Source organism: Leptolyngbya sp. PL-A3, from assembly GCF_039962325.1.
Taxonomy (GTDB): Bacteria; Cyanobacteriota; Cyanobacteriia; order Elainellales; family Elainellaceae; genus Vacuolonema.
Genome location: NZ_JAMPLB010000036.1, coordinates 1 through 21,709, shown reverse-complemented (window position 1 = coordinate 21,709; position 21,709 = coordinate 1). Strand labels below are relative to the sequence as shown.

General features: G+C 48.1%; 19 protein-coding genes. 2 read left to right on the top strand and 17 right to left on the bottom strand.

Annotated features, from left to right (window positions below):
• Position 1 precedes the first annotated feature (1 nt).
• On the top strand, positions 2–1,675 hold the full coding sequence (locus NDI52_RS22700) for a DNA repair helicase XPB (protein WP_190775652.1): 1,674 nt from the start codon (positions 2–4) through the stop codon (positions 1,673–1,675).
• A 30-nt stretch (positions 1,676–1,705) separates the two neighbouring features.
• Here the strand turns inward: NDI52_RS22700 and NDI52_RS22695 are convergent, their stop codons facing one another.
• The 3 genes from NDI52_RS22695 to rpe are packed head-to-tail and all read right to left on the bottom strand — an operon-like array spanning position 1,706 to position 5,872.
• Positions 1,706–4,384 (bottom strand): glucosidase, encoded by a 2,679-nt coding sequence (locus tag NDI52_RS22695; protein ID WP_190775653.1) that lies wholly within the window; start codon positions 4,382–4,384, stop codon positions 1,706–1,708.
• A gap of 8 nt (positions 4,385–4,392) precedes the next feature.
• Positions 4,393–5,163, bottom strand: a complete 771-nt coding sequence (locus NDI52_RS22690) for a glucose 1-dehydrogenase (protein ID WP_190775668.1) — start codon at positions 5,161–5,163, stop codon at positions 4,393–4,395.
• Between the two features lie 7 nt (positions 5,164–5,170).
• A complete protein-coding gene (gene rpe / locus NDI52_RS22685; protein ID WP_190775654.1) occupies positions 5,171–5,872 on the bottom strand; it encodes a ribulose-phosphate 3-epimerase in 702 nt (233 codons plus the stop codon).
• Between the two features lie 17 nt (positions 5,873–5,889).
• On the opposite strand from rpe, the gene NDI52_RS22680 reads away from it, so the two are divergent.
• Complete coding sequence (locus NDI52_RS22680; RefSeq protein WP_206758214.1) at positions 5,890–6,045, top strand: hypothetical protein; 156 nt, start codon at positions 5,890–5,892, stop codon at positions 6,043–6,045.
• A 182-nt stretch (positions 6,046–6,227) separates the two neighbouring features.
• Here NDI52_RS22680 and NDI52_RS22675 read toward each other — a convergent pair whose 3' ends face one another.
• From NDI52_RS22675 to NDI52_RS22610, 14 genes are all read right to left on the bottom strand, one after another.
• Positions 6,228–7,175: a class I fructose-bisphosphate aldolase gene (locus NDI52_RS22675; protein ID WP_190775669.1), complete on the bottom strand. Its 948-nt coding sequence runs from the start codon at positions 7,173–7,175 to the stop codon at positions 6,228–6,230.
• Positions 7,176–7,345: 170 nt separating this feature from the next.
• The gene (locus NDI52_RS22670) at positions 7,346–8,257 is read right to left on the bottom strand and encodes a Cof-type HAD-IIB family hydrolase (RefSeq protein WP_190775655.1); all 912 of its coding nucleotides are present in this window, start codon (positions 8,255–8,257) and stop codon (positions 7,346–7,348) included.
• A gap of 49 nt (positions 8,258–8,306) precedes the next feature.
• The gene (locus tag NDI52_RS22665) at positions 8,307–9,101 is read right to left on the bottom strand and encodes an SDR family oxidoreductase (protein WP_190775656.1); all 795 of its coding nucleotides are present in this window, start codon (positions 9,099–9,101) and stop codon (positions 8,307–8,309) included.
• Positions 9,102–9,292: 191 nt separating this feature from the next.
• A complete protein-coding gene (locus NDI52_RS22660) occupies positions 9,293–9,406 on the bottom strand; it encodes a hypothetical protein (RefSeq protein WP_347280068.1) in 114 nt (37 codons plus the stop codon).
• 25 nt (positions 9,407–9,431) lie between these two features.
• Positions 9,432–10,970: a glucose-6-phosphate dehydrogenase gene (zwf, locus tag NDI52_RS22655; protein WP_190775657.1), complete on the bottom strand. Its 1,539-nt coding sequence runs from the start codon at positions 10,968–10,970 to the stop codon at positions 9,432–9,434.
• Positions 10,967–11,995: a phosphogluconate dehydrogenase (NAD(+)-dependent, decarboxylating) gene (gene gnd, locus NDI52_RS22650; protein WP_190775658.1), complete on the bottom strand. Its 1,029-nt coding sequence runs from the start codon at positions 11,993–11,995 to the stop codon at positions 10,967–10,969. Before gnd ends, zwf begins: the two co-directional genes overlap by 4 nt.
• A 121-nt stretch (positions 11,996–12,116) precedes the next feature.
• The gene (locus tag NDI52_RS22645; RefSeq protein WP_190775659.1) at positions 12,117–14,996 is read right to left on the bottom strand and encodes a bifunctional transaldolase/phosoglucose isomerase; all 2,880 of its coding nucleotides are present in this window, start codon (positions 14,994–14,996) and stop codon (positions 12,117–12,119) included.
• A 47-nt stretch (positions 14,997–15,043) separates the two neighbouring features.
• On the bottom strand, positions 15,044–15,328 hold the full coding sequence (locus tag NDI52_RS22640) for a hypothetical protein (protein ID WP_190775660.1): 285 nt from the start codon (positions 15,326–15,328) through the stop codon (positions 15,044–15,046).
• A gap of 276 nt (positions 15,329–15,604) precedes the next feature.
• Positions 15,605–16,201 carry a heme-copper oxidase subunit III gene (locus NDI52_RS22635; RefSeq protein WP_190775661.1) on the bottom strand — a complete coding sequence of 199 codons (597 nt, stop codon included), beginning with the start codon at positions 16,199–16,201 and terminating at the stop codon, positions 15,605–15,607.
• Positions 16,202–16,339: 138 nt separating this feature from the next.
• Positions 16,340–17,965: a cbb3-type cytochrome c oxidase subunit I gene (locus NDI52_RS22630; RefSeq protein ID WP_190775662.1), complete on the bottom strand. Its 1,626-nt coding sequence runs from the start codon at positions 17,963–17,965 to the stop codon at positions 16,340–16,342.
• 30 nt (positions 17,966–17,995) lie between these two features.
• Positions 17,996–18,892 carry a cytochrome c oxidase subunit II gene (locus tag NDI52_RS22625; RefSeq protein WP_190775663.1) on the bottom strand — a complete coding sequence of 299 codons (897 nt, stop codon included), beginning with the start codon at positions 18,890–18,892 and terminating at the stop codon, positions 17,996–17,998.
• 11 nt (positions 18,893–18,903) lie between these two features.
• Positions 18,904–19,521 (bottom strand): DUF2231 domain-containing protein, encoded by a 618-nt coding sequence (locus NDI52_RS22620; RefSeq protein WP_190775664.1) that lies wholly within the window; start codon positions 19,519–19,521, stop codon positions 18,904–18,906.
• Positions 19,518–20,012: a DUF2231 domain-containing protein gene (locus tag NDI52_RS22615; RefSeq protein ID WP_190775665.1), complete on the bottom strand. Its 495-nt coding sequence runs from the start codon at positions 20,010–20,012 to the stop codon at positions 19,518–19,520. The genes NDI52_RS22620 and NDI52_RS22615 overlap by 4 nt, the downstream gene beginning before the upstream one ends.
• 21 nt (positions 20,013–20,033) lie before the next feature.
• Positions 20,034–21,482 carry an NAD(P)/FAD-dependent oxidoreductase gene (locus NDI52_RS22610; protein WP_190789246.1) on the bottom strand — a complete coding sequence of 483 codons (1,449 nt, stop codon included), beginning with the start codon at positions 21,480–21,482 and terminating at the stop codon, positions 20,034–20,036.
• Between the last annotated feature and the right edge of the window lie 227 nt (positions 21,483–21,709).

Sequence of the window (21,709 nt, the reverse complement as noted above, 5' to 3'; positions counted from 1 at the left end):
CATGTCCTACGTTCCCGAAAATCCACTCATTATTCAAAGCGATCGCTCCGTCCTGCTGGAAGTGCATTCGCCCCATGCCGATGCTGCCCGTGCTGCGATCGCCCCGTTTGCAGAATTGATCAAGAGTCCAGAGCATATTCACACTTACCAGATCTCGCCCCTGAGCATCTGGAATGCCCGCGCTGCCGGAATGCCTGTTGTCGACATGATTGCGGCGCTGCGGGGTTACGCAAAATATCCCATGCCCGATGCCGTGGCGCAAGAAATTACGGCATTGGGCAGCCGCTACGGTCTGACGGTGATTGAGCGAGACAGCGATCGTCTGTTGCTCAAAATTGCTGATTTGCCCTTAGCGGAACTCCTTAGCCGCAGTGATGAGGTGGCGAAGTATTTGGGCGATCGTCTTGCAGACTGTGTGTTTGCAGTAGAGGCAGGCGATCGCGGTGTTTTGAAACAGGCATTGCTGGCGGCAGGCTATCCGGCGGAAGATCTGGCGGGTTATGTTACCGGTGATGCTCTGCACTTGGAGCTGCGAACGATTTCAACAGTGGGAATGCCATTTATTTTGCGCGACTACCAGAAGGAAGCGGCGGAAGCTTTTTATCAGGCCGGCCGGGTACAGGGTGGCAGCGGCGTCATTGTGTTGCCCTGCGGAGCTGGAAAAACAATGGTGGGACTGGCGGCGATCGCGCAGGTTCAGGAAAATACCCTGGTGCTAACAAGCAGCCTGACCTCGGTGCGGCAGTGGCAGCGTGAACTGCTAGATAAAACGACATTGCCGCCAGAAGCGATCGCGGAGTACAGCGGCGAGTCAAAACAAACGGCTCCGATTACACTGGCGACCTATCAAATTCTCAGCTATCGCTCCAGCAAAGATGGCGAGTTTCCCCACTTTCAGCTATTCAATGCCCGATCATGGGGCTTAATTATTTACGACGAAGTGCATCTGCTGCCCGCCCCAGTTTTTCGCATTACGGCCGAACTGCAAGCCCGCCGTCGCCTGGGGTTGACAGCGACTTTAATCCGCGAAGATGGCAAAGAAGGGGATGTGTTTGCCCTAATTGGCCCCAAACGGTACGATGTGCCCTGGCGCGAACTCGAAGGACAGGGCTTTATTGCTGCTGCTGAATGCACCGAAATTCGCGTGCCGCAAACTATGGCAAGACAGATGGAATATGCCGTTGCCGAGAAACGTCATCAGTTTCGCATTGCGGCGGAAAATCCTCGTAAAGAAGAAGTCGTGCGATCGCTTTTGGAGAAGGAAAGCGGACATCGCATCTTAATTATTGGCGAATACCTCAATCAACTCAATCAACTCGCTGCCCAAACCGGACTACCACTTGTCACGGGAAAAACATCGCAGGCTGAGCGCGATCGCCGCTACGAACAGTTTCGATCGGGTGAGATTTCGGGCTTGATCCTCTCGCGGGTAGGCAACTTTGCGCTCGATTTACCCGATGCTGATGTGTTGATTCAAGTGTCGGGCAAGTACGGCTCGCGACAGGAAGAGGCGCAGCGGCTCGGTCGGGTATTGCGTCCCAAATCGGATGGTCGTAGCGCCCAGTTCTATACGCTCGTTTCGCTGCGAACCTGCGAAGAGGAGTTTGCCCGGCATCGGCAGTTATTTTTGGCAGAGCAGGGCTACAGTTATCAAATTGAAATTCTGCCAGAGTGAAGTTCTTGTAACCCCTAACTCGACTTTATTCTACGCTGTGGGATTCTCGCCATGTTTTGCATATTGGTGGATCAGTTTTGCGACTAGCCCAGTCCAACCCGTTTGGTGACTCGCTCCAATGCCTGCACCGTTATCGCCATGAAAATATTCATAAAATAGAACCAGATCATGCCAATGGGGATCGGTTTGAAAGGTTTCTGTTCCGCCATAGATAGGGCGTTCTCCGTTGACATCGTTTAAGAATGTCCGAAGCAGCCGTTGGGATAGCTCAGCTGCGACTTGCCAGAGCGTCATCATTTGACCAGAGCCAGTTGGGCATTCTACTTTGAACTCATCCCCCAAATAGTGATAGTACTTCTGCAAGGACTCGATGACCAGGTAATTCATGGGAAACCAAACAGGTCCACGCCAGTTAGAATTGCCTCCAAAAACACCTGTTGTCGATTCCGCAGGTTCATAATCGACTCGGTACTCGTTGCCATGAATTTGGAGAACGTAGGGATTGCTGGCATGGAATTTGGAGAGCGATCGAATACCATAAGGGGCAAGAAATTCAGCTTCATCCAGCATTTTTTGCAGAATTCGTCGCAATTGATGTTGTCCTGCGATCGCCAGCAAGCTTCTCGATTGGCCCCCTCTTGTCTCCAGGCAGATAGCTTTTCGGGTCAAGTCAGGACGATTTTGCATAAACCATGCGGTTCGTTTTCTGAAACCAGGGAATTGATTCAGGGTCTCCGGTTCTAGAGTTGTAACGGCAAATAGCGGAGCAAGCCCTACAACCGATCGCACCTTCATCAAAAAGTGCTGTCCGTCAGGCAAATGCAGTGCATCATAATAGAACCCATCTGTTTCGTCCCAGAGGGATAGTTCGGCTTCACCCACTCCGTCAATAGCATCGGCAATGTAGAGAAAGTGTTCAAAGAACTTGCTGGCAACGTCTTCATAGGTAGAATCTTCTTTTGCCAGTTCTAAGGCAATCTCCAACATATTTAAGCAGTACATGCCCATCCAGCTTGTTCCATCTGCCTGATTAATGTAACCACCATCAGGTAGCGATGCACTGCGATCAAATACTCCAATGTTGTCTAACCCTAAAAATCCACCCTGGAATACGTTTTTGCCTTCGATATCTTTGCGATTCACCCACCAGGTGAAGTTGAGCAGTAATTTCTGAAACACTCGCTCTAGAAAAGGGCGATCGCTTCGACCATACATTTTCTGCTCAATTTCGTAGATCTGCAGGGCCGCCCAGGCGTGAACCGGTGGATTGACATCACTGAATGCCCACTCATAGGCAGGCAGTTGCCCATTGGGATGCATGTACCATTCCCGCGTCAAGACACTTAACTGACGTTTAGCAAACTCCGGATCGAGCAGGGTTAAAGGAATGCAATGAAAGGCTAAATCCCATGCAGCAAACCAGGGGTATTCCCACTTGTCGGGCATTGAGAGAACATCATCGTTATAAAGATGCGTCCATTCATGATTCCTTCCATATTTACGTTCCGGCGGTGCAGGATTTGTTGGATCGCCATGTAGCCAATCATGTATCACGTAATGATAAAACTGCTTGTTCCAAAGCATTCCTGCAAAGGCCTGCCGCTGAATATTTTGCATCTCCTCAGACTGTGAAGAAGGGCTAATACGCTGATAGAATTCATCTGCCTCTTGCTGACGATTGCGAAAGGTGGCCCCAAATTCCTGCCCGAACAACTCTGTCCTGCTGTTGCTGGGATCAGAGTAAGAGTCCCTCAATCGAAGCCGTACCGTTTGCATTGCACCAGGCGCGATGGCAAGCTGATAATGAGCCGAGAATTTTGTTCCGGTTTGGCTAGGATTAATCGCATCCTTATGGTTGTGAATCACATAATCGTTGATGCCATCTTTGACATAAGACGAAGCGTTGCTTACTTCAAACAAACGTTCGTAATTCGTTTCATTGTTCGTAAACAATAGATTGGGGATGTCCTCACAGTAAAACCATCGCCTTCCCAGCGTGGGATGAAATGCCTCAATAACGCTGAGATGATCGGTTGTTTGGCTCACAGCCAACCAAGGTTTTTCTTCCTTCTCAAAACCCCAAGCCCAGGTGTTGCGAAACCACAAAGTCGGTAGTAAGTGCAGCGTTCTAATTTCAGTTCCCCGGTTGATAACATTAATTTGGATTAGGATATCCTCAGATGATGCTTTGGCATATTCAACAAATACATCAAAATAGTTGTTACTCTCAAATATTCCTGTATCCAGTAGTTCAAATTCAAAATCTTGCCGACTTCTACGACGATTCTCCTCCACTAACTGAGTGTAAGGAAACGCACGATGTGGATATTTATAGAGATACTTCATATAGGAGTGCGTAGGAGTATTGTCGAGGTAAAAGTAGTACTCTTTGACATCCTCTCCATGATTGCCCTCATTCCCCGTCAACCCAAACAATCGCTCTTTAAGAATTGGATCTTCACCATTCCACAAGGCGATCGCAAAGCATAGCCGCTGATGCGTATCCGAAATGCCAGCAATCCCGTCTTCTCCCCAACGGTAAGCCCGCGATCGCGCATGGTCGTGGGGAAAGTATTCCCAGGCCGTTCCGTTGGTGCTGTAGTCTTCGCGCACGGTGCCCCACTGCCGTTCACTCAGATACGGCCCCCAACGTTTCCAGTAGGCGGTGCGTTCGCGATCGGCTGCCAACCTTGCTTCTTCTTGCGTCATACCAATTCCTACTGCTCATGATAATTCCGAATCAACCCCCCATCGACGAAGAAAGTTGCCCCAGTGATGTAATCAGCGGCAGAGGAAGCGAGAAACGCGACCATTGGAGCAATATCTTCCGGTGTCCCCAACCGCCCAAGGGGGATATTCTGTTTAAGCGAATTGAGTTTCACTGGATCATTCAATAGTTTGGTGTTGATAGAAGTTTCGATTGCTCCAGGGGCAATGTTGTTGATTGTGATTCCTAGGGGTGCCAATTCTACTGCTAGATTTCGCATCATCATCTTCACTCCACCTTTGCTGGCGCAGTAAGGTGTGAAGTGAGGAAACGCCATCTCCTCGTGGACAGAACTGATGTTGATGATTTTACCGGCTCGTTTCGTCTCAACTAAATGTTGCACAAAGGCTTGCGTGGTGAAGAATGTGCCTTTGAGGTTAGTGTTGAGTACCGCATCGTAGTCTGCTTCGGTAATGTTCCAGAAGTCAACATTTCTCCCATCTATACCAGCGTTGTTTACCAGAATATCGAGCTTGCCAAAGCGCTGAACTCCTTCAGTTACCAGCTGGCGAACGTTGTTGACCAAGCTCAAATCTGTCTGGATAATATGCCCTTTACGCCCTGCTGCCTCTACCTTCGCCAGCGTTTCGTTTGCCCCGTCCCTATGAGAGCGGTAATCAATGACAATATCGGCTCCTTCTTGTGCCAGACGCATCGCAATTGCCTGGCCAATTCCTTGGCTACTACCGGTGACTAAGGCAACTTTTCCTTGTAGATTTATCATCCCTTTATCCGTCCGTTATGGCTGGTTCGGACCGTTTGCTGTGACGTAGGGCCGCGATCGTTGTTGCATAATCTTTTGACTCAAAAATTGCTGATCCGGCTACGATCGCATTTGCTCCTGCCTCTAACACTTGCCACGCATTATCTGGCTTCACGCCTCCATCCACTTCAATCCACGGATCAAGTTCCCGTTCATCGCACATCTGCCGTAAGCAACGGATCTTGGGCAGCATGGTTGGAATAAAATGTTGCCCACCAAAACCAGGATTGACGGTCATAATTAGCACCACATCACACAGATCGAGCACCCACTCGACCGCCTCTAAAGGATTACCAGGATTGAGCACAACACCTGCTCTTTTACCCAGTTCCTTGATTTGCGACAGGGTACGGTGAAGATGAGTAGTGGCCCCGACTTGTACTAAGATGTGATCCGCACCTGCTTGAGCAAAGTCGACAATGTACCGCTCTGGCTCAACAATCATCAAATGAACATTTAATGGCTTTGCCGTCTTCGGTCGAATTGCTTCTACAACTAAAGGCCCAATCGTAATGTTAGGCACATAGCGACCATCCATCACATCAATGTGAATCCAGTCCGCACCTGCTGCATCCACGGTTTGCACTTCTTCTCCTAACCGACCGAAGTCAGCGGACAAGAGAGACGCTGCAATCACGGTTGATTTAGAGGATTGAATGGGTCGCATAATTCAGCCAGAAATTGATGAAACAGCGGTGGACAGGGAACTTGCTACTTGATCGACCATCCATACCACTTTTCCTGGGGTTAAGCGAACGATTTGAGCAGGTAAGCGATCGGGTTGATATTGTCCGATGGAATCGCCCGGCGGCACTCAGGGGGCCATTGAAACTGATCTAAGATACAGCGCTTTGCGCTTGAGTCAGCCACGGTTGTTTTTGTGAGAACCGCGCGGAGCGCGGCTCTCACAAAAACAACCAGATTTTAAGTGTTTGAAAAGCGCTGTATCTCTTAAACCAGACAGCCTAATTTCCAGGCTGTTTTGATTAATCGTAAACCGATCAAAACAGCCCGAAAAATGATTACGTTAGGACAGGCGTGCGAATGGATGTACTCTGTTCACTATAAATATCTATGATTGCGTTCAGCAATCGCAATGCGTCTGGTTTGGAACGTTGGAAAGAATTGCGGCCGACAATCGAGCCAAATCCATGTCCGGCATGAATAGCCCGAACTTCATTGAGGAAGGCTTCATCAGCGTCGATCGGTCCACCTGAAAAAATGACAATCCGCCGTCCGTTAAAGGCACATTGCACCACATGATGGACTCGTTCGGTTAATGTCGCGATCGGAACCTGCTCCCGCTCATACACCTTACGAGCTGCCTCCTGCTCAACGTGCTCATTTGGCAATTTTACCTTGATGATGTGAGCCCCCAGTTGAGCTGCAATCTGGGCTGCGTAGCCAATGACGTCGATCGCCGTCTCTCCCACCTTACTCAACCCTGATCCCCGCGCATAGGACCAGATCATCACGACCAATCCATGTCGCTTTGCTTCTTCGGCACAGGCTCGAACCTGCTCGTACATTTCAAATCGATGAGCTGAACCCGGATAAATGGTGAAGCCGATACCTACGCAACCCAGCCGCAGCGCATCTTCTACGCTGCCAGTAAGCGCTTGTGTTGGGTCTGCCTCATCTAGCAATATATCGTGATCGTTGGCTTTTAGAATTAGGGGAATTTCGCCTGCAAATTCTCGTGCTCCCGCTTCCAAAAATCCTAGTGGTGCGGCGTAGGCGTTACATCCCGCTTCGACCGCCAGTTCAAAGTGATAGCGAGGATCATAGGCTGGTGGATTGGGCGCAAAACTACTAGCTGGACCATGCTCAAAGCCTTGATCTACCGGCAGAATTACGAACTTGCCAGTACCAGCTAGCTTGCCATGATTCAGTAACCGCGCTAGGTTGGTCAGCGTTCCAGGATTGTCGCTGCCATACCAACTGAGAATTTCTTTGACACGTTGAGTCAGTTGAGCCATTGTATTTCTCCTAAAAATATTGCTTGGTACGATTTTTTCTCTTTTTCTCTCATCACATATCCTGCCAGCAGCTTCGACAAAACCAATGCAGCTGATGATGGCGAATGTGACGCAGCAGTAGGCTAGAACAACAGGGGCAGACCGCTTTGTTCATTTCAACGCTAAACCGCCGATTGAAGACGGTTTCCTGGGACATCTATGGCATTATTTCCCAGAATGAATTGTTCAACCGCATTGGCAAATCCTTCATCTTCATAGGATGTTGTGACGTACTGGGCCTGCTTCTGCACCTCTGCACTTGCGTTACCCATAGCGATGCTCAATCCGCTGCGTTCAAACATGGGTACATCGTTGGGCATATCACCGATTGTGGCGATTTCTTGTCTAGGGATCCCCAGTAGTTGTGAGAGGCGATCGACCACTGCTCCTTTATTAGCGTGAGGATGCGTCACGTCCAGGTAGTAAGGCTGTGATCGAGCTGCGGAAACCTGTTCGCTGCCATTCGAACTGGCTCTTGCCTGACAGTGAACGCGCTGGCTAAACGCCTGCTGGATATCTGCCTCGCACTTAGCGACAGCATCCAAATCATCACTTACACCAACAATCTTAACCACACTATCCAATAAATTGTCGAAGCTAGAAACAACTGTTGGAGAGAACTTAACCGTCCACTCTTCACGGTCGACGTGAGAACCGTGCCGTTCATGTACATACCAATCCTTACCGCGATAAATCCAAACATCTAGATGATGAGCAGCGATCATCTTAATAACATCTTGAGTGATGGTGCTGGACAAAACGTTCTCCTCCAACGTGGAGAAGTCAGGGTAGACAAACAGACCACCATTAAATGCCGCACTCGGCTCAGTCAACTTCAGGGTCTCCACGATCATCTTCATCCCTAAGGGCGGACGACCACTGGTAATAGCGAAACGGATGTTTGCATCCCGAAGCTTATGAACAGCAACACGAGCGCGATCAGTCAGTATTTTCTCTTTTGTTACAAGTGTGCCATCTACATCTGCTAGCAGAAGTGAAATTTTAGGTAACTTGGAAGAATTTATTGAGCTCATAATAAAACAATGGTTGTTGATTGTTGGTACGCAATTGAGTGAATGAAACTTATACAACTGATCGCACTAGACCACCATCAACCCTTAAGGCTGCACCATTCGTAGCAGACGATAATGGGCTAGCGGCAAATGCAACCAGCGCCGCTATTTCCTCCGGTGCCGCGAACCGTTTGATCAGCGACGAGGGCCGCGTTTTCTCAAAGAATTCTTTCTCTACCTGCACGGGAGTAATGGATTGATCTTTTGCCAATCCTTGAATAAAGCCTTCGACCCCTTCCGAACGAGTGGGACCAGGAAGCACTGAATTAACGGTGACATTGGTGCCAGCCGTTGTCTCTGCCAGGCCACGGGCAAGTGCGAGTTGTGCGGTTTTCGTGACGCCATAATGAATCATTTCTGCTGGAATGTTTAGGGCAGACTCACTGGAGATAAAAATAATACGTCCCCAGGCCTTGTTCAGCATCAACGGTAAATAATGTCGCGAAAGCCGTACGCCGCTAATGACGTTTACTTCCAAAAACTTCATCCACTCGTCATCGGAAATTTCTCCAAACGCTTGAGAGCCGTAGATGCCCAGATTATTGATCAGAATATCGACTTCTGGAACTTGCTCAAACAATTCTGAAGCTCCTGCCTGGGTTCCGAGGTCTGCTACCACCCCTTGAAGTTTGGCACCCGTCACAGTTTGTTTGATTTGAGCGATCGCCTTGTTCACACGTTCTGTTGTCCGTCCATTGACGATCACGGTTGCTCCTTCTTGAGCGAGGGTAGTCGCGATCGCTAATCCAATCCCTGCTGTGGAGCCACTGATCAGAGCCGTGTGACCTGTGAGTTTAAGATCCATCTGGCGTTCACTCCTTCAATGCTTCTACGAGAATTGCTGAGGAATTAGAAATAGAATATAAACGACAAACACTACTTCATTGATTGAAGATAAGTGTTTATCAGATAGGAAAAAGTAGAGACAATTGCGTCAAATCAAACGATGTCCACCATCAACATGCAGCACTGTTCCTGTGGTGAAACCATTTTGCATCAAAAATAGAACGGCATTACCTTAGCACCTGCCTCTGCTGCGGCTTTGGCAGTAGCCAACCCCATCCCAGAACTCGCTCCAATGATGACAACCTTTTTGCCTGTAAGTGACATAAGTGTACGTCTCCACTGATTATTTTTATGAGTTAATCGATCGCCACCGCCGACCATCACGATAGAGCAGTTCGTCAGCATCTTTAGGACCCCAGGTACTAGCGGCATAATTGGGGAAGTTTTGAGGCGATGTTGCTGTCCAGGCGTCAAGAATGGGCGATACAATGCTCCAACCCAATTCCACGTTGTCCGATCGCTGAAATAACGTAGCATCGCCAATCATGCAGTCATAGAGTAGCGTTTCATATCCTGTACTGGGGGTTGTGCCAAAGTAATCGGCGTAGCAGAAGTTCATATTGACGGCTCCCATCTGCATCGTTGGGCCGGGAATCTTGGCACCAAACTGAAAGTTAATGCCCTCATCCGGCTGAATACGGAGTACTAGAAAATTGGGAGTTAGGTGATCAATCGATGTATCTCGGAATAAGAGGGAAGGAACTTGTTTGAATTGAACCGCAACTTCAGTCACTCGCTTGGGCAGGCGTTTTCCAGTTCGCAGATAAAACGGCACACCTGCCCATCGCCAGTTATCAATAGTGAGCTTTAAGGCTGCATAGGTTTCAGTGGTGGAATCAGCAGCAACACGCGGTTCCGATCGATAGGCAGGTACCATCTCTCCATTCACTGCGCCCTCGCCATACTGCCCTCGCACGGTCTGTTTTTGCACAGCCTCAGCCGTAAAGGGTTGAACTGCCTTCAGTAGCTTTGACTTTTCATCGCGTACAGCATCAGCATCAAATGAGACAGGAGGTTCCATCGCCACCATGGTCAGCAGTTGAAACAGGTGATTTTGCACCATATCTCGTACTGCTCCTGTCCCTTCATAGAAGTTGCCTCTGCCTTCTACACCGACTGTTTCCGCCACTGTAATTTGTACATGGTCAATATGATTTCGATTCCAAATCGGTTCAAACAACCCATTACCAAAACGAAATACCAGAATGTTCTGGACGGTTTCTTTACCCAGGTAGTGATCGATGCGGTAAACCTGGCTTTCCTCGAGTACATGGCTAATGTTCTGATTTAGGGTGCGAGCAGACTCCAGGTCATGTCCAAATGGTTTCTCAATAATTACCCGTCGCCAGCATTTATTGTCCTCACGCGCTAATCCGGCAGTACCGAGCTGAGTGATAATGTCACAAAAAAAATTAGAGGAGGTTGCCAGATAGAACAGGTAATTTCCTTGTGTACCACAGTCTCGATCAACCTGAGTCAACAGCTCTTGCAACTGCTGGTAAGTTTTAGCATTCTGAAACTCGCCGGGAAGATAGTACAATCGTTGCTCAAACTGTTGCCAGAGTTGATCATCTACATCAACCGTTGCAAATTCGTGAATATCTCGATTAAGCTTGCTGCGAAAGTCATCCTGGCTCATAGGAGTATGAGCAACTCCCACAATTGCGAACTCCTGCGGCAGCAGATTACTACGTCGCAGGTTGTAAAGAGCAGGCATTAACAAGCGCTTGGTTAAGTCCCCAGCAGCTCCAAAAATGACGATCGCACAGGGTGTAGCCGGACGAGTTGGGGATTTTGTTTGAGGATTAGGTACGGTGACGACCGTCATAATTTTGCCTCCGCATGTTGTTCCAGATGTCCACCGAACTGGAAGCGCATGGCAGATAGCAGTTTGTCTGCAAAATCATTCTCACCCCGTGAGCTAAACCGCTGGTACAGAGCTGCACTGAGTACAGGGGCAGGAGTGCCTTCGTCAATAGCAGCAGTGATCGTCCAGCGTCCTTCCCCTGAGTCCGACACACGACCCCCAAAGGTTGCTAAATCGGGTTGTTCGAGGAGGGCGATCGCCGTTAGATCCAGCAGCCAGGAAGCAACGACGCTGCCCCGTCGCCAAACTTCTGCAATATCGGGCAGATTCAAGTCGTATTGATAGTGCTCAGGATTTCGCAATGGAGCGGTTTCGGCATTCGTTGCTCGCTCCTGTTTACCCACATTGGCGTGATGCAGAATATTTAATCCTTCTGCATAGGCTGCCATCAAACCGTATTCGATGCCGTTATGTACCATTTTGACGAAGTGCCCTGCTCCATTGGCTCCACAGTGTAAATAGCCTTCCTCAGCTGTGCTGTTCACCTTTTCCCGCCCGGGAGTTCGCGGAATCTCACCTCGTCCAGGAGCTAATGACTTAAAGATAGGATCGAGATACTGAACCGCCACTTGCGGTCCCCCGATCATCATGCAATACCCACGCTCCAACCCCCACACTCCGCCGCTGGTTCCCACATCCAGGTAGTGAACGCCCTTTTGTGCCAAATCATTTGCTCGCCGGATATCATCGATGTAGTAAGAGTTGCCACCATCGATCAAGATGTCATCTGAGTCGAGTTTTGCAGCCAGTTCTTGCATCATTTGTTCAGTCGGACCTCCGGCGGGCACCATCAACCAGATGACACGAGGTTTGTCGAGCTTTTGAACAAGATCATCGATTGTGTATGCCCCAATTGCTCCCTCTGATTCCAACTGTTTCACTTTGTCCGGTGTACGGTTGAACACAACACATTCATGCTTATCTCGCAGTAGTCGTCGAACAATGTTCGCACCCATTCGTCCTAGACCAATCACTCCAAGTTGCATTTGTATTTCTCCAATGTGGTTTTCGGTTGCATCGAGTACGGATTGTTGATGAGCAAGATTTATTTGTATTACGACAGTGTTCACCTATTCCTGATCAACAACTTTATCTGTACAGAATTACCTACAGAATTTGCTCGATCGCTGTTCGCAATGCCGCTAACCCCGCTTCAACATCTTTGCCGAGATGAAACCGTAGTGCTCGTCGATCGCGTTCTGCCAATACTTGAAAATCTCCCCGTGCTTGAGCGGCTTTTACAACGCTGAACGTGTATTTCTGCTGAGGAACAGAAATATCTATGGCATCATCACAAGTGATTTGGAGAAACACGCCGCTGTTGGGTCCACCCTTGTAAGCCTGTCCGGTGGAGTGCAAGAAACGCGGACCAAAGCCAAGACAGGTTGCAACTTTTTTAGCATCCCGAATGGTTGCTCGAATGGCTTGTAGCTGCTTTTGATAGGCGTCATTGCGATCGATGTAGGCTAGCAGTGCAAAATAATCGCCTGCCTGGAGCCGATTTAAGTGAGCACGCAGATAATCGGTTATCGTTGCAGATTCTCCGACAGCCTGTTTTAATGCGGCTGCATTCTTTGAATCAGTGAATAGTTGAATGCCATCGGCTGCAAAAAACGGACTTTCGGGCGGTAGTTTTCTAGTTTTTTCGTACTCCTCTGTCAGTTGACGAGTCACAATTTTGCTGGCTTCCACATCGGGTTGATTGAATGCGTGGATGCCAATGATGGAACCTGCTACTGCTGTGGCAATTTCCCAGCGGAAAAACTCTTGACCGATCTGGTAAGGATCAGCAACTGAAATTCGCACCACAGGTTGCCCTGCATGTTCTAATGCTGCAACCTTTGTATCTTGAGTAACGTCAGGTGCAGATTCCAGGCGGATGTAGGCAAAGATGCGATCGCTCCCATACATTTCTGGAGTTCCTAATGGCTCTTGATCGACCGGAATCAATCCTTTCCCGTCTTTGCCTGTGGACTCTGCTAGTAGTTGCTCTAGCCATGCACCCAAGTCGGCAATGCCTGGTGACGTAATCAGCGTTACTTTGTCTCGTCCCTGCTTTGCCAAGACACCAAGAATTGTTCCTAACACAACGCCAGGGTTTTCCTTCGCTGGAACCGACGAGGCACAGGAATGTACCATGACTTCAGTTGTATCCAGAAATCTAGCAACATCCACACCCATTGCTGCCGCAGGCACCATGCCAAAGTTTGAGAGAGCAGAGTAACGGCCACCGATGCTGGGCATCCCAAAGAAGACATGACGAAAATCATCGCCCTCAGCAATATGTTGCAGTTTAGAGCCAGGATCAGTCACGGCAACAAAACGGTTACCTGCCGATTCTGCCCCTCGAATTTGTTGCAAGCGATCGAAGAAGTATTGTTTGAAAATATTTGGCTCCAGTGTGCTGCCAGACTTGCTTGACACAATAAACAAGGTTCGGGGCAGCTCAATTTGGTTTTCGATCGCTTTAATTTGAGCTGGATCAGTGGAATCGAGAACCAGCAGTTTTGGAAAGCCTGGCACGTTGCCGAAGGTGAGCTTCATGACCTCTGGGCAAAGCGACGAGCCGCCCATTCCCAGCAACAACACATGAGTAAATTCTAAATCTTGGACTTCTTGCGCCAGTTGCTTCAGGTGGTCAATGTGTGCCAGTTGGTCTTCCGTAATACCAAGCCAGCCCAACCATTTATTTTCATCCGTGCCTGTCCACAGCGTTGAATCCTGTGCCCAAAGGCGGCGAATCTTACCGATCTCTTGCCAATCGTTCAGGGAGGTTTGAACAGCGGTATTCAACGCATCAGATAGTTTGTAAGTCAGACGATTAAGCTTTGTACTAAGAATGTCCGTTCGCTTGTTTTCAACCGCAGTCAGTAATTGATCAAAGGCGCTTTGAAAAAGCTCTACTCCTTGTGCCAATAATTGATCTGTAGTTTGCTGCAAAGAAATTCCAGCTTGCTGTAGTTTTATGATTGTCGATCGAGCCTCATCCAATCCTTCGGTTAGACTGGGCCTCGGATGACCATGATCACCGAAAGCGGAGAGCGTAGCAGGTGGAATGGTATTCACGGTATCAGAACCAACCAATTCTTCTACATACAGCACGTCGCTATATTGGAGATTCTTCGTACCAGTGCTTGCCCATAGTAACCGCTGGGTCTGCGCGCCCTGCAGGGTCAATTTCTGCCATCGGCTAGAGCTGTAAATATCCTGGTAACGCTTGTAGGCGAGCTTGGCATTGGCGATCGCCACTTTACCTAATAAGCCTTTGAGTAAATCACGTTGCGCTGCATCTGTAGTAGCTTTGAGTTGAGCCGTAATCAAGTTGTCAACGGCCGTATCAATCCGGCTGATAAAAAAGCTGGCAACACTGGCAACACGGCTAATGTCTCCTCTTTTTGCCTCAAGGATCTCTAAACCTGTGATGTAGGCATTCGCAACCTGCTCATAAACCTCTTTAGCAAACAGCAGTGTTACGTTTACATTGATGCCTTCACCGATCAGTTGTTGAATCGCTGGAATTCCCGCAGGTGTTGCAGGTACTTTAATCATCAAATTAGGGCGATCGACTTCTCGCCACAGACGGCGGGCTTCTGAGATCGTTCGCTCGGTGTCATTTGCCAAGTAAGGTGATACTTCCAAACTGATGTAACCATCCCGGCGATTGGTCTGGTCATAAATCGGTTTCAAAATATCAGCAGTTGTCTGGATGTCGGCTATGGCAAACGACTCGTACAGAGACATGACATCTCGATCTTGGGTATGCTCACTTACACTTAAAGCTGTATCGTAATCGGTGCTGCCTGCGATCGCTTTTTCAAAAATTGAAGGATTCGAAGTCACACCTCGCAAACCATTCTCATCAATCAACTGCTGGAGTTCACCACTGGTAATTAGACTACGTCGAATATAGTCTAACCAGACAGACTGCCCGTAGGATTGTAACGCTTGCAAAGAATTCTTTATTTGCGATACTTGTACAGTAACCATTGGTTCATATCCTTGTTGAATTAACATGAGTTGCGTCAGCCGAAAATTTAAACTGACTGGTTTTGAATTCCTAAAGATAGAGAAACGATGACGGGTATCAAGAGTCTTTTGAAGCTGTCAGCTTCAAAGCCTTTTGTTTGTAAAAACGGCATACTCACCACTCGTGCTTTAATGCCTTTCATTGCGCCCTGGATATTTTTGACATCACTCGGATTCACTGAGGCAGCTTGAATCTCGATCAAAACTTTGTTTTCTTGAGGTTCGGATTTAGGTACATCCTGAACCGGTAACTCTGAGGGTGAACCAAAGCGATCGAATCGAACTGCACGCATGGCTATTTACTTCCTAGATTATTGTTAATGTGAAGTAAGCCGAATCAGAAATATAAATTTCACGCCTATAGACGCAGATATTCAATCAACGTTGAGATTTTACTGCAACTGAAATTCTAATTTTTTAAATGTACTGATAGCTCTTATATTGAAACTTGCGAGAATATTAACTTATTGCAGTATGTAATATGAACTGGTTTCTAACTACCCAAGATTGCAACGTTAAACAGGAACTTAAGAGTTAGAGCCAATTGAACTTTGATGAATGGGAAATAGCTACCAGATGTAAAGCAATAGGAACAGAACAATCCAAATTACATCAACAAAGTGCCAGAATAGGGAAACTGCGCTCACGCCCTGATGACCAGCATTATAATTGCCGGGAACCAGAGAACGGAAATACATGTATAGCAGCAAGAGCACACCAGTCAAAACGTGCAGCCCGTGAAAACCAGTCAGCAGATAGAAGGTCGCGCCTGCTAATCCTGAATCCAAACCAAAGGGCATATTGCGCCATTCGATCGCTTGTCCAATTAGAAAAATCATACCCAGTAGCACAGTTAGTAACCACAAACGACGGAACTTGATCAGCTGATGTCGATCGAGGGCACGTTCAGCAAGATAAATTACAACGCTACTGGATAGCAGAATTGCGGTATTGATGGTTGCTCTGGGAATGTCTAATCCAGAAACACCCGGTGGAAACCAGTTGGCATTTTTCCAACGCAGCAGCGCATAGGTGACAAAAAAGCTAACAAAGATGATACTTTCCGATAGAAGAAACACCGGAAAACCAAAAGCCAGATTATCCCCTTTGGAAATTAGGTGGTCATTATCTGAAGATGGCTCTCCTGAGTGGATCGGGTTTCGCATCACGGGTTCCTGAGACAGAATTGATGACGATATCTAAGGTCTGCTTTAAAGGTTATTTTTGTGTGCGAGTACACGAAAAAATAACCCTTCCAATGAGCTTTAAAGCATGCCCTAAATAGAGGACAGGTCGACGATCCGTCAGTGAGATTCTCCGTAACCATAGGGTTCTGAAGTAACGGTTGGGATCTCCTCAAAGTTTTCGATCGGCGGTGGTGAAGAGGTTGTCCACTCTAGCCCGGTAGCATTCCAGGGATTGTCTGGTGCTTTGCGTCCCTGTAACCAGGAACTGACCATATTGGCAATAAAGGGTAAGGTAGACATTCCTAACAAAAAAGCTCCCAGGCTGGCAACCACATTCCATCCTGTATACTGCGGATCGTAGGACGCGATACGGCGCACCATTCCCTGTAAGCCGAGTGGATGCATGGGAAAGAAGTTGAGGTTTGCGCCAATGAAGGTGAGCCAGAAGTGCAGCTTGCCCCACCCCTCAGAATACAAGCGCCCGGTAATTTTGGGAAACCAGAAGTAAATCCCAGCATAAAGTGCCATTGTGACAGTGTTGAACACCACGTAGTGAAAGTGACCAACAACAAAGTGAGTATTGTTAACGTGAATGTCAAAGGGTACAGCAGCCAGCATCACTCCGGTAATGCCTGCGAACAGAAACATTGCCACACCTCCTAACGCAAACAGCATCGGGGTCTGGAAATGCAACTTACCTCGCCAAACGGTTGCAGTCCAGGCAAACACTTTGATTCCCGTTGGTACTGACACCATCATTGATGTTGCCATAAACAAGATTCGCATCCAGTTGGGAGTGGCACTAGCAAACATATGATGGGCCCAAACCAAAGTACTAATGAGGCTAATCAGTAGAGAGGAAACAGCGACAGTCTTGTAGCCAAATAGCGGTTTGCGGGCAAAGGCAGGAATCACTTCTGAGAAGACGCCAAAGGCTGGTAATGCCATGACGTACACCGCAGGATGAGAGTAAAACCAAAACAAATGCTGGTAGATTACCGGATCACCTTGATTGAAAGGGGTGAAAAAATCTGTACCAAAGGAGAGGTCGAACAGCAGCATAACCAGTGCACCTGTCAGGGCAGGCAACCCGAACAGTTGTAACAATTGAGCACTGAATGTCGTCCAGACGTAAACTGGCATCCGGAAGAAGGTCATCCCTGGAGCCCGCATCTGCACGATCGTTGTGATCAGATTTACAGCACCCATGATGGACGATACTCCAGAGAGTGCGACCGCTAGTAGCCAGATGAACTCCCCGTTGATCAGATGCCCCGACGGATTTTGAATGCTTACGGGAGGATATGACCACCAACCTGCTTGAGCTGCACCGCTGGGCAGAAAAAAGCTGGACAACAGCAAGACCCCTACAACTGGAATGAGCCAAAAGGCAATTGCATTCAGCACTGGAAATGCTGTCTCTCTCGCTCCAATCATCAGCGGCACCAGATAGTTTGCTAGTCCCACGTTTGCCGGAAAGATCCACAGGAAGATCATGATCGTGCCGTGCATCGTGAACAGCCCGTTGTATAAGGAGCGATCGACGAGATCCAATTGTGGGGTGAGCAGTTCGGCACGCACAATCATGGCAAACAAGCCACCCACCAGGAAGAAGAGAAAGGCAGTGACGAGATACTGAACACCAATTACCTTATGGTCGGTGCTAAAGCTGAAATAGCGTTTCCAGCTCACTTGTTCGGGTTTGAGCGAATTACCAGTACCTTCAACAGGAATGTTCGTCATCACTTACCTTTTTATGTTGATTGTTCACTGCTATTTGTTTACAAGGGAAGGCTGGGCAGGTGGAACAGTGCGCCAATTGCTTCTCATTGGGGTTGCGGGAGATTGAGTGTGTTCAGATATTGCGAGATTCACTGCCGCAACAGGCGGACGGACCGTGGTTTGAGCCAACCACTGGCTGTAACGTTCAGGAGAATCAACAAACACAGTTGCTTCCATGAGGGCAAAATAAGTGCCACTAAATTGAGAGTCGTGTAGTTGATATTGACCGATGCGATTTGGAGTAAATTTGAATGCGATCGTCTGGCCCGGAATGATGTCTTGCTTGATACGAAAGTTAGGTACAAAGAAGCCGTGTACGACATCCTCGGACTGCAACATTAAGTGGACGGGTCGATTAACGGGAAGATGTAATTCCGTACTGGTAACACTGTGGTTAGGATAGCGGAACGACCAAGACCACTGTTTCGCAATTACTTCAATTTGTTCAGCAGGCTGCGTTTCGCTAGTGACTGTATCAGCAGCGTAGGCGGGAGTTCCTAAAAGATGTAGATGGACTAGGGGCAAGGCACCGAGCGTATTCATGCGCTGGTAAATATTGTAGCTATAAGTGGCAATCCAGATCACTAACAGGATTGGAATCACCGTCCAGGTAATCTCTAACCTTAGATTGCCTCGAATGGGAGGTGCGTCACTCGTGTCCTGGCTAGCGGCTCGGTAGAACAGGATTGAATAAACCAGTACGCCAAATACAGCTAGAAAGACGATCGTTCCTAGTGTCACCAGAAAGCTAAACAAATGGCCCACCGGTTCGGCTTCTACAGCAGCGGCGATCGGGAGCCAATCATAGGCTTGCTGTCCCATGGCATGACTGGTAAGAATGATCACGCCAACATAAATTGCCAATAGCACAATGTTAAAAGTTCGCATGATAATCACATTTAAGGCTGAAGAACTTGATTGGGATTTTTACCTTGCTGAATCAGCCCAGCAGCCGTGCCATGTACACCAAACTCGGCTCCTAATTGCGCCCCCAAGGTGCCGTGAACAAACATATAACCCAAGATGAAAACGCCGACCAGCAGATAGCTCCACTGCACCTGTTGAGGATGATTTTTGCGCCAGCGAAATCGTTGGTATCCTCGCCAGATTGTCATCGCCACAATGAAAGTGAGCAACAGCACTCCGCCAACGCCATGTAACAGCATGGTCGTTCCCGCTCCCAACCCCCAGTCACTCTTCACGTCTACAGGAGGATTTGCCAGCAGCATCTCGAAAAAGCCTGCTGCCACAGTAAAAAACGTAATGACGGATGCGGCGACGGCGTTGTACCATGCTACGTCAAAAAAGTTAGACCGGCTGACTGGCATGGAGAAAAACTTTAGCACTGAGCGCTCTAATGGAAACAACGAGCCTGCAAAATCAAAAGCAATTGCAATAATAAATAAACCTAACGTTAGATGAACAAAGTTAGGATGCAGTGGAAAGCGATAGGGTAATCCATTTATTCCTAGTTCCATTCCCAATTGCTTTAACTGGTCAATTAACTGTGGATTCATTTTAGAAGCCCTTGTCTCGTTGCCTCAACGACAGGAACTGTATGCAGCCCATACACCCAGACCACCAAGCTACCAAGATAAACTTGTAAACAAACGAGACACATCAAAAATGTAGCTGTACCCAGGTAAACCACGGGTACTTTTAGTGGATCACGCACTCGAATGATGCCGCGCCATGCCGTAATCACAACTAGAATCACGGCAATTGACCAGCCATTGACGGTGTGCCAATTCAATACAGGTTGAACAACCGAATAGGGTTGTGCTAATCCTGCTTCAAACTCACCGAGAATTACAGCAGCAAAAACCGCAATTGATGCTACAACTAGATTCCACCAACTTACTTCAAACATACGGTGATTACGGCTAAGATAACCAGTAACATCACAAAAATAAGAAAAAAATACCATTGCAATTACAAAATGAACAATAATTGGATGAATAGTATCTGGATAGGGAAGGTTCTGGTCATTCAACAGCGGTAGAGGCATCGTGTTCTCCTGGTAATAGAACTATGGAACAGGTTGCGTAGTTGATGACTGTGGTTGTCTGAGTTCTTCGGAGGGTGGTGTTCGTAAACCAAAATAAGCAGCAATCAGGAAGATGATTGGCGCGACGACAGCTAACGCTTTGATGAGCGATCGCTCTCGTTTCTCGACAGGAGAGAGAGGGTGTTTTATAGCGGTTTCCGACTCCAATTTAGGTCGGTGGTAGCGATGAAAAGTTTCTTGCTTTAGCCATTCAGTAGTTGCCTTAAAGTCATGTAGTGGTGTGGGCAGTAGTTCCAAATACGCAGCACTACGGATTAGATCAGCGGGTTTACCTGTCACCTGCACTTCGTCAAATAAGTTTGCGACTCCATTGTTTAATCCCAGTTTCATTAGAGTACCGCGAAGACTCACACGGGCTGGGTTAGGGGATGCACCGTTGGTCAGCATGATCAGATTATGCGCAATACTCGCGCCTTGTTGGTATGCGACCTGTGCCAGAGCAGGCTGGGGTTGCTGCTGCACGTCCGCGCAATCTCCTGCGGCAAACACTTCTGGAAAATCTAGCAGTTGCAGAGTTGGGCTGACGAGCGGTAGACCATGTTTGTCTAGATGATCGGCACGAATCTGGGACTTGAGAGTTTGAATGAGCGGGTTCACTGCAGTCCCTGCTGTCCAAATGGTAGTTTGGGCCAACAGCATTTTTGTCTCAGTGCTGCCAGCAGGTTGATACTCCAGATGGTCTGCATCAACGGACTTCACGCTTACACCTAATATCAATTCAACGGGCACGGTTCGAGTTCTGAAAGCATGGAGAGCGTTCTCCTTTAAACCGGCATTAACATCGCCTGCAAGAATTGTCTTGCCATGATTGACCAGGACAATGCGAATTTCACGCATGTCGCCGCCCAGTTGAGCGTACCAATAAGGCAATAGATCCGCCAGTGTTGCCGCCATTTCTACCCCTGTTGGGCCTGCTCCAACTACAGCAAATGTCAGCAGCGATCGCCGTTGCACCTCATCTTTCATCTGGCTGGCGCTTTGTAAGCACTCTCGTAACTGGTGTTTCAGGGCAATTACATCCTCTCGTGTCCGAAAGGCAAAAGCATTTTCCTGTGCACCCTCTGTTCCCAAGTATCCCTGAATACTACCAACGGCCAGGACAAGATGAGCATACGTATAGTCTGAGCCAGAAGCTAACATGAGATGTTTTGCTCCCAGGTCGATCGCCACTACTTTGTCCTGTACAAAGCTGACATTGCTACCTTGCAGCAACTCTTTATAGGTCGGACAAACGCTATCTTCTGTCAATTCATCTGTCAGTAGCTCATACAATAGAGGCTTGAAGACAAACCGCTCTTGCGGATCAATTAGAATGACCGAGCGAAGATCATGCTGGTGGCGCAGATGCAACGCTGTAAAAAGCCCCGTAAAGCCCGCTCCGACAATTACTGTAGGGTGAGGAGAATTCATTTTAGGAAAGGATAGAGGAACAGCAAGCAACCTGATAATTGGCTGAGAAATGCAGCCCTTTTGTCCGTTCAACTAAAGATAGGCAGGTAATCAACTACGCTCCCAATCAAGAACGAGCTATGTTTATTTGTGGTGTATGAGTAAAGGAGAAGAAACGGCGTATCCTGCTGGATAAGGAAAAAGACCAGACGAGGATACACCATGAATAACGACAATCTTATTGCATT